The sequence below is a fragment of the Pseudomonadota bacterium genome, from assembly GCA_026388215.1.
GTDB lineage: Bacteria > Desulfobacterota > Syntrophorhabdia > Syntrophorhabdales > Syntrophorhabdaceae > JAPLKF01.
Window position 1 is genome coordinate 1 of sequence record JAPLKF010000108.1, and the last position, 8439, is coordinate 8439.

Annotated in this window: 9 protein-coding genes; 1 reads left to right on the forward strand and 8 read right to left on the reverse strand. The window is 36.8% G+C overall.

Going from position 1 to position 8439, the window contains the following annotated elements; translation table 11 throughout:
* From NTU69_06235 to accD, 8 genes are all read right to left on the reverse strand, one after another.
* The coding region (locus NTU69_06235; protein ID MCX5803119.1) for a metallophosphoesterase at window positions 1-691 on the reverse strand (691 nt) is incomplete at its 3' end.
* Window positions 658-1488, reverse strand: a complete 831-nt coding sequence (rfbD, locus tag NTU69_06240) for a dTDP-4-dehydrorhamnose reductase (protein ID MCX5803120.1) — start codon at window positions 1486-1488, stop codon at window positions 658-660. The genes rfbD and NTU69_06235, both read right to left, overlap by 34 nt.
* Window positions 1489-1501: 13 nt before the next feature.
* Window positions 1502-2518, reverse strand: a complete 1017-nt coding sequence (gene rfbB / locus NTU69_06245) for a dTDP-glucose 4,6-dehydratase (protein ID MCX5803121.1) — start codon at window positions 2516-2518, stop codon at window positions 1502-1504.
* Window positions 2511-2966 (reverse strand): dTDP-4-dehydrorhamnose 3,5-epimerase family protein, encoded by a 456-nt coding sequence (locus tag NTU69_06250; GenBank protein ID MCX5803122.1) that lies wholly within the window; start codon window positions 2964-2966, stop codon window positions 2511-2513. Before NTU69_06250 ends, rfbB begins: the two co-directional genes overlap by 8 nt.
* A gap of 94 nt (window positions 2967-3060) precedes the next feature.
* Window positions 3061-3789 carry a sugar phosphate nucleotidyltransferase gene (locus NTU69_06255; GenBank protein ID MCX5803123.1) on the reverse strand — a complete coding sequence of 243 codons (729 nt, stop codon included), beginning with the start codon at window positions 3787-3789 and terminating at the stop codon, window positions 3061-3063.
* A gap of 10 nt (window positions 3790-3799) precedes the next feature.
* Window positions 3800-5767 (reverse strand): LPS assembly protein LptD, encoded by a 1968-nt coding sequence (gene lptD, locus NTU69_06260; protein MCX5803124.1) that lies wholly within the window; start codon window positions 5765-5767, stop codon window positions 3800-3802.
* Between the two features lie 55 nt (window positions 5768-5822).
* Window positions 5823-7088: a bifunctional folylpolyglutamate synthase/dihydrofolate synthase gene (locus NTU69_06265; protein MCX5803125.1), complete on the reverse strand. Its 1266-nt coding sequence runs from the start codon at window positions 7086-7088 to the stop codon at window positions 5823-5825.
* Entirely contained in the window at window positions 7085-7948 is an 864-nt protein-coding gene (gene accD / locus NTU69_06270; protein ID MCX5803126.1) for an acetyl-CoA carboxylase, carboxyltransferase subunit beta, read from the reverse strand. Before accD ends, NTU69_06265 begins: the two co-directional genes overlap by 4 nt.
* A 54-nt stretch (window positions 7949-8002) precedes the next feature.
* Between accD and NTU69_06275 the strand changes: the two genes are divergently transcribed.
* Window positions 8003-8439: alpha/beta hydrolase (locus tag NTU69_06275; GenBank protein MCX5803127.1), on the forward strand; the 437-nt coding region annotated here is incomplete at its 3' end.

An 8439-nucleotide genomic window follows, 5' to 3' on the forward strand; every position in this document is an offset into this window, starting at 1 on the left:
TGGAATATTTGATAAAATCACCTACATTTAAATAAATCTTTTTGTTGTTGTCAGAATTAAACTCAACCCTATCAGACATATGTGAGTGCGCCAATATAACTACGTCATAACCTTCCTCAAGCCTTTTTTGAGCATATTTTCTAAATGCATTCTGTACCTTTTTATTATAATGTCTCTTCTTCTTTGATAAAAAGATTCTTACTGCCATTGCTATCTTCCAGGTAAATTCCGGACCAAAAAGATTCATTAATGCATAGATAAAAGGTGATTTAAGGACATTTTCCAAACATAATTTATTAATTTCATGTCCATGGGATATAAATGTTTTTTTGCCTTCAATATCAATAATCAGATCTTTTACACACTTTATACCAGTATAGGATTCAAAAAAACTACCCATATCAAACTCATGGTTACCTTCTATAAAATAAACTAATTTACCCTTTTCTGTTATATGTTTAAATCCATCAATAACATTTCTATACCACGGGTAAATATACCCATCAAATCCATGATAAAATTCAAATAAATCCCCGAGAATTACAACCATATCAGCATCTTCACAGATATCGTGCACAAAGGTTTCTACTAATTGAGCCCTTCCGCCATGCTTCTTATTAAGGTGTGCATCTGCAAAAAATATAATCTTCATCTCGTTTAACCCAGATACTCTTGAAGGGCTTCCTGCCAAGTTCTCATTGTAATATGCGTATCCATTTGAAGTTTAGTACAATCAAAGACAGAATATTTAGGTCTTTTGGCTTTTCTGTTTAGCATAAGAGATGTAATTGGTTTTAATTTAACATCAATCTTTAGGCACCTGAAAACCTCTCTTGCAAACTCAAACCAGGTACATGAGCCACTATCGGAGATATGGTATATTCCCGATTTACCTTTCTCTATAAGAATTCTTATAGGTTCAGCTAAATCCTTTGCATATGTTGGGGTGCCCCTCTGATCCTCAACTACTTTTACAACCCCTTTCTCCTGGGCAATCTTTATCACCTTGGATATAAATGTCTCCCCACCATTTCCATATAACCATTGGGCCCTTATAATAAGAGGTGACGGGTACTTTTCCATAACATTCTTTTCACCTGATAGTTTAGTCATACCATATATTGATAATGGATTCGGCATATCTTCTTCTGTATAAGGTGAGCCTTTTTCACCATCAAACACATAATCGGTACTGATATGGACAAGCCTGATGTTATACATCCTGCAAAGTTCTGCAATAATACCTGCCCCTTCACCGTTTACCTTTTGTGCCAATTCCTGACGATCTTCACATCCATCCACGTCAGTAAATGCTGCGAGATTTAAAACAATATCGGGCATATATTCTCGAATAATGGATTCTCCAGTCTTTCTGTCACTTATATCCCATTCTTCAATATCAAGGGGTATTACACTGAAATAACGATTTAGTATAGGTAGGATATTTGTTCCTACAAGACCGCGGCAACCAGTGATAATGAGTTTCATTTTGTAATAATCTTCATCTTCCTGTATACATCTTATTATAATATTCCAGATATTCTCCGCTTTTGATCCTTTTCCACCACGACTTATTCTCTATATACCATGCGACAGTTTCCTCCATACCCATTTTAAAACTTACCTTTGTTTTAAAACCCAATTCTTTCTTTATCTTTGTTGAGTCTATTGCATACCTTCTATCATGACCAGGTCTATCCTTTACATACTTTATTAATGTCTCAGGTTTTCCAAGGATATTCAGGATCAATTTCACTATTTCGATGTTGGTCCTTTCATTTTCAGCACCTATATTGTATACATTACCACTTTCTCCTTTATGGAGAACAATATCTATTGCCTCACAGTGGTCCAAAACATGTATCCAGTCTCTAATATTCATACCATCACCATACACAGGCAATTCCATGTCAACAAGTGCATTCGTAATGACAAGGGGAATTAACTTTTCAGGAAACTGGTATGGCCCATAGTTATTTGAACATCTCGTTATCATCACAGGCGTTCTATACGTTTTATAGTATGCCATGGCTAACATATCTGCCGATGCCTTAGATGCAGAATAGGGACTGTTCGGGGCAAGGGGGGTATCTTCATGGAATTTTCCTTCTTTCCCAAGGGAACCATAGACCTCATCCGTTGAAACCTGTATGAATCGTTTCACACGACCTTTCTTCACGGTCTCAAGGAGGTTAAACGTTCCGATAATGTTTGTTTTTATAAAGGCACCGGGATCCATAATACTCCTATCCACATGGGATTCTGCGGCAAAATTGATCACGATATCTATCTCTGATGATGAAAATATCCTTTCTATATCAGCTTCATTTGCAATATCACCCTTTATAAAGGTATACCGGCTATCATTCTCTATTTCTTTAAGGTTCTCAAGATTTCCAGCATACGTGAGTTTATCAAGGTTTATAATGTTATAAGGGTATTTAGATAAAATGTGCTTGATAAAATTAGCTCCTATAAAACCACAACCTCCTGTAACCAATATGCAGGTATTACCCATCTTTTCTTTCCCATTTATAAGGTATATTATTGATATACGGGTCAATCCTGTATTCATCCGGTTTCTTTCTGTTGTATGGTTCTGTTGGGATATTAATAACGATTGCCTCCTCTTCACTTATACATTTCCAGCCATGATAGACCATTCCTGGAACCTTAATAAGCATGGGGTTGTATTCACCGATAAAGAATTCGTTTATTTCATCCTTTGTAGGTGATCCATCCTTATTGTCAAAAAGAACAAGCTTCAACATCCCTTTTATACACGTAATGAAATCATCCTGCTTCTTATGATAATGCCATGCTTTCACAACATGAGGGTAAGTGGTTGTGATATATACCTGACCAAACTTAATAAACATGTCGTCATCATTTCTTAAAATTTCCATCAATCTCCCTCTTTCATCAGGTATCAATTTTAAATATTTTGCAATAACACCGTTTATCATGAAAACCCCCTAAATTTTAGCATAGAGCCTGGGGCATAGGGCATAGAGCCTTAAGTTACTCCGTGCGCTCTGCTCCATGCGCCATGCGATGTATCTATACATTATTTGCTCCTGTTTGAGATACCAGCATACTAGCTCGAAGTAAAGATTCGAAGGTACCTGCATCCGTCCACCAACCCTGAAGCATTTCCCATGTCATTTTACCTTCCTCTATATATGCATTATTTACGTCTGTAATCTCAAGTTCACCCCTATTAGATGGTTTTAATGTTTTTATTATATCAAAGACACGGCTATCGTACATATATATACCAATTACTGCAAGATTGCTTCTCGGCTGAACTGGCTTCTCAACAACCCTTACAAGTTTACCATTCTCTATTTCAGCCACCCCGAATCTTTCAGGGTCGGGTACCTCTTTAAGAAGAATCTTCGCCCCTCCTTTCTGCATTTCAAAATTCTTCACAGCCTTCATAATGTTTTTTTCTATAATGTTATCACCGAGAACAACGCATATGGGTTCTCCATCTGCAAAATATTCGGCAAGAGACAGGGCATCTGCAATACCCCCCTCCCCTTCCTGATATGTGTAATTAATATGCTTTAAGCCAAATTCCTTTCCATTGCCAATAAGTCTTAGGAAATCACCTGCATAGTTTCCACCCGTAACTATCATAATATCCATTATCCCGGCATTGATAAGCGTTTCAACAGGATAAAATATCATCGGTTTATCATATATCGGCAAAAGATGTTTGTTTGTAATTTTAGTAAGAGGGTAAAGCCTTGTCCCAAGGCCTCCAGCAAGTATTACACCCTTCATAAGTAGCCTCCTATCTACTTGTAAGTCCTGCAAGGTCAAAAGAGATTTTAACACTTGTATCTCTCGGCCTTTTTGTCTGGGTCATGGCAAGCGTAATAGCCCAGCATCCTGGATTATAAGTGAGCTGATACAATGTGTCTATCCACATCGAATCCTTGAAAGAATATCGAATTTGATATCTACCGTCTATATGTTTATATATCCCCCCACCTAAGTTAAAATAAAGCTCATTATTTAAATCCTTTGTGTAATTATGGATAAGGTCTAAATAGTAAATATTCGACCTGTGGGTTATTGAATTACTCATAGTGGTGAGACCATCTCCATGGGTGTTAAACGAGCTTTGATGGACAATCGATAATTCATCCTTTGGAAATAAGGTTAATCTTGCATTAATATCTGATAATCTATCACCATAACCTTTATAAAGTTCAGACGGATTTAACTTTCCTGAAAGGCTATATGTTTGTTCTATTTCTAAAAGGGATAATTCTTTAGACCCTTTTTCTGAAAAAGCATTAAGATAATGGTTGAAGGAATATGTTATTGTATTTGTTTTGTAAATCCTGTCATATGGGTCAATATTGGGTATGTCCCTGAAAGATGTATTCGGGATAAAAGAATATTTCAATTGTGGTTTTATAAGGCTTTGCATTTCACCCAGGTTAAGCATCTCTGTGTTATAACTTCTAAGCAACTGAACATTCATGTCCCCTTCTATCTTAAAAGTTTCCCGTCTCTTTGTTCCCTTGTCCTCTGTATCAGAACGGTTTATCAAATAAGCTGTTTCATAGAATGTGCTATTAACAAGAAAATTTACCCCTTTCCACGAATAGGGAAACCTGAGCTTTGGCTCTAAACTAAATCTCGAATATGTACTCCCTTCTTCTCTATAGAAGGTAATAAAGTGTGAAGATAAGTCTGTATAAAACTTATCCTTAATAATAGGAATGTATTCTGTAAAATAAGTTATATAAGGGAAGTATTGAAAGGTAGAATCGTTATTTCTTGCAAGAAGGCTTCTGAAATATGCCACTTCAGTTGTGAGAAGGGATTTCTTAAACGGTTTTTCGACATACATGGTTGATTTAATTTGCTCTTCACTTCTTTCTGATGTGGTTGGTGCAAAGTCTTTGATGTAATCCATATCTGAAACATAATCCATGTTTAGCTTTAATGTTAAATCATTTTTAAATACCTGTTCATGCTTACCCTTTAACTCATAACGTGTATTGTCATAATCCTTGTCAGGTATAATTGAAAAATCCCAGACCCCTTTTAAATCTTCCCTGGGTGTGTATCTGAATTCCGAACCAAGCCTGAGACCCCTTTTTTCTATGTATTGGGCATAAAGCGTAGCATCCTTATCTTTCGATATTACCCAGAAGTAAGAGTTTTTAATCTTTATTCCGTCCCTGCTTGATGTAATAAGTTCAGGGATAAGAAGCCCGGACTGTCTTTCTGTTTTTACAGGGAACATACCCCATGGAAGATAAAAAACAGGATAGTCCAGAATGTGAAATTTTGTGCCTTTTGTTTTTGCATAACCCTCGACGGTTATTTTCACATCCCGAGCAGAAAATTTCCAGGCAGGCTTTTCCCAACCGCATGTAGTCAATTCACCATTTATCATATTATATGTAGCGTCTCCAACCTTTTCAATTTGTTCACCAGAAATGTAGAAATTCCCCTTTTTAATAAATATTCTCCCCTTTTCGATAGTACCCTTTTTGGTAATCAGATTTAAATACAACTTTTCGCACTCAACTATATCTCCTTCATCCTGAAAGACTACATTCCCTTCTGCGAATATATCCTTTGTGTTCTCATCATACCTGACATAGTCAGCATTTAGAATCCTTGTCCCCTCTTTCAAATCCACCTTGCCTTTTGCTGTATATACGTTCTGTTCCCTATTATGTTCCAGAATAAATGCGGAAATATCTACAGGATTCGCGAATGAAGTTTTATAATCCAACTGCTTGCTATATACACATAGCGGTACTGTAAGAATAAATATTAAAAGTATGTTTCTAAAAAATTTCATTAATTATTGCCTTTGCCTCTCCTATTGTATAGAAGGAACCTGTTATTAAAATCAAATCTTTATCCTTTGCGATAGCCTTTGCTTCTTTGAGGGCACTTCTTACATCTTCTGTTATAATTGCACCTCTCACATATGCCTTCATATAGTCGGGTGGGAGTGCTCTTTCTATATCAGGCCTTGTAAGTATTGTTGTATCCATCAAGGGTGTAATCTCTTCAAGCATTTCTTTGTATTCCTTGTCCTTCATAACACCGAAAATCAATATTTTCCTCTTATCTCTGTAATGCGTATTCATAAACTCAGAAAGCGCACGGGCGCCATGGAGGTTATGGGCCCCATCCAAAATGATTACGGGTTTTTCCTTTACCACCTCCAATCTGCCCTGCCATTTAATATTGGACAAAGCATTATATATGGAATCTTCATTGACAGGGAGTCCTAAGGATAACAAAACTTCTATTGCACATAAGGCTAATGCCACGTTTGTGAACTGATGGTCTCCTTTCAGATTTACGAAGATGTCTGGTAATCTTTTATTGAGCCCTGAATAAGACATGCGTTGGTCCCCAATCTTTTCATAGAAGAAGTCCTTGCCAAGCATATATACAGGGCTTCTAAGCTCTTTAGCAGTTTCCTCTATTATATGTTTGGACATATCCGTTACACCAGTAATAACGGGCACCTCTTCCTTTATAATACCGGCCTTTTCTTTTGCTATTTCTATAGTGCTCTTGCCAAGATAATCCATATGGTCAAAAGCAACATTTGTTATAATGCTTATTAAAGGTTTTATTACATTCGTCGAATCAAGTCTGCCCCCAAGACCTACTTCTATGATAGAGATATCCACATTTTTTCTATTAAAATACTCGAATGCAATGGCTGTAGTGAAATCAAAAAATGTAAAAAATCTGTTTTTATCTTCCTTCTCAACCTTCTGCCTTACAAACTCTGTAAGCTCTGCTACCTCTTCTTCTTTAATCTCAGCCTCGTTAATTGCAATTCTCTCTGTAAAAGAAATAAGATGGGGAGATGTATACCTGCCAACTGTGTATCCTGCCTCTTTCGATATGTTTGACAGTATACATGCTACAGAACCCTTTCCGTTTGTGCCCCCAATATGGATTGTCTTTAAAGAATTTTGAGGATTACCCATAATATTGAGTATCCATTTTATATTGTCAAGACCGAATACTATTCCAAACTTTTCAAGATTGTAGAGGTACCTCAACGCATCTGAATATTCCTTCATGTTATTAAAGACAGTATGGTGTATAATTTCTGCTTCATTTCCTTCCTCGGTAAGATCATATCAATCATACCATGTTCTAATAAATATTCTGCCCTCTGGAATCCCTGAGGTAACTCTTCTTTTATGGTTTCATTTATAACCCTCGGACCTGCAAATCCAATCATCGCCTTAGGTTCAGCAACAATTATATCCCCCAGCATGCCAATACTTGCAGTAACACCACCCAATGTAGGGTCAGTGAGAACCGTCAAGTACGGTATCTTAAGGGATTTCAATCTATATATTGCTCCTGCTACTTTAGACATCTGCATAAGTGACATAATGCCTTCCTGCATTCTCGCGCCGCCAGATGCACAGAAAACAATAACAGGCAACCCTTTATCTGCTCCTTCTTCGAGAAGTCTTGTGATTTTTTCGCCAACCACAGAACCAAGGCTGCCACCCATAAACGTAAAGTCAAATATAGCAGCTAAAACATCAATGCCGCCTATTTTGCCTCTTCCGCAAACCACTGCATCACTTCTTTTTGTGGATTCTTTTGTATCTGCCAGCCTGACTTTATAATGTTTTGTATCTTTAAATTTCAAGAAATCAACGGGTTCTATATTGGTAAACAACTCCTCAAAGCTGTCTTTGTCAAAGGTCATAGATATCCTGTTTTCAACACTGATCGGGAAATGGTAAAAACATTTCAAACATACATTTTGATTTCTTTCCACTTCCTTTCTATAAAGCAGCTCCTGACAGGAACTGCATTTTATCCATGAGGATTCATCCTTTTCTGCCCTTTTTAGCTCTCTCTGTATATCGATTTCTTTGTACGGTTTCTTTTCTTTATCTTTTCTTCTAAACAGACTCATAATAGTATTTTATCTATTGAATTTTTGTAAGAAAACTACCAAAATAAGTGTGGTATGTCAATAAAAAGGGTCACGATAGCGTCTGATTGCCCTCTTGAGGGTGTGTTAAAAGAGAAAGGTAAAAAGGCAGGTGTAGTAATCTGTCATCCCCATCCCCTTTATGGTGGTGATATGTATAACAACGTTGTGGAAGCCCTTGATGAAGGCTTTTCAATGAAAGGATTTACTACATTGAGATTTAATTTCAGGGGTGTAAGGGGAAGTGGTGGTATTTATGATGAGGGAGAGGGGGAAGTAAGGGATGTACTAACTGCATTGAAATTTTTAAAAAACCATACTAATGAAGACGCATATATAATGCTCGCAGGCTATTCCTTCGGTGCATGGATAGCGAGCAAGGCAGCTACCAAAGTGGACAATATAAGTGGATTATTTATTGTAGCCTATCCTTTTTCCTTCTATAAGGTAGATCCTTTGAAATCATTTAAGGG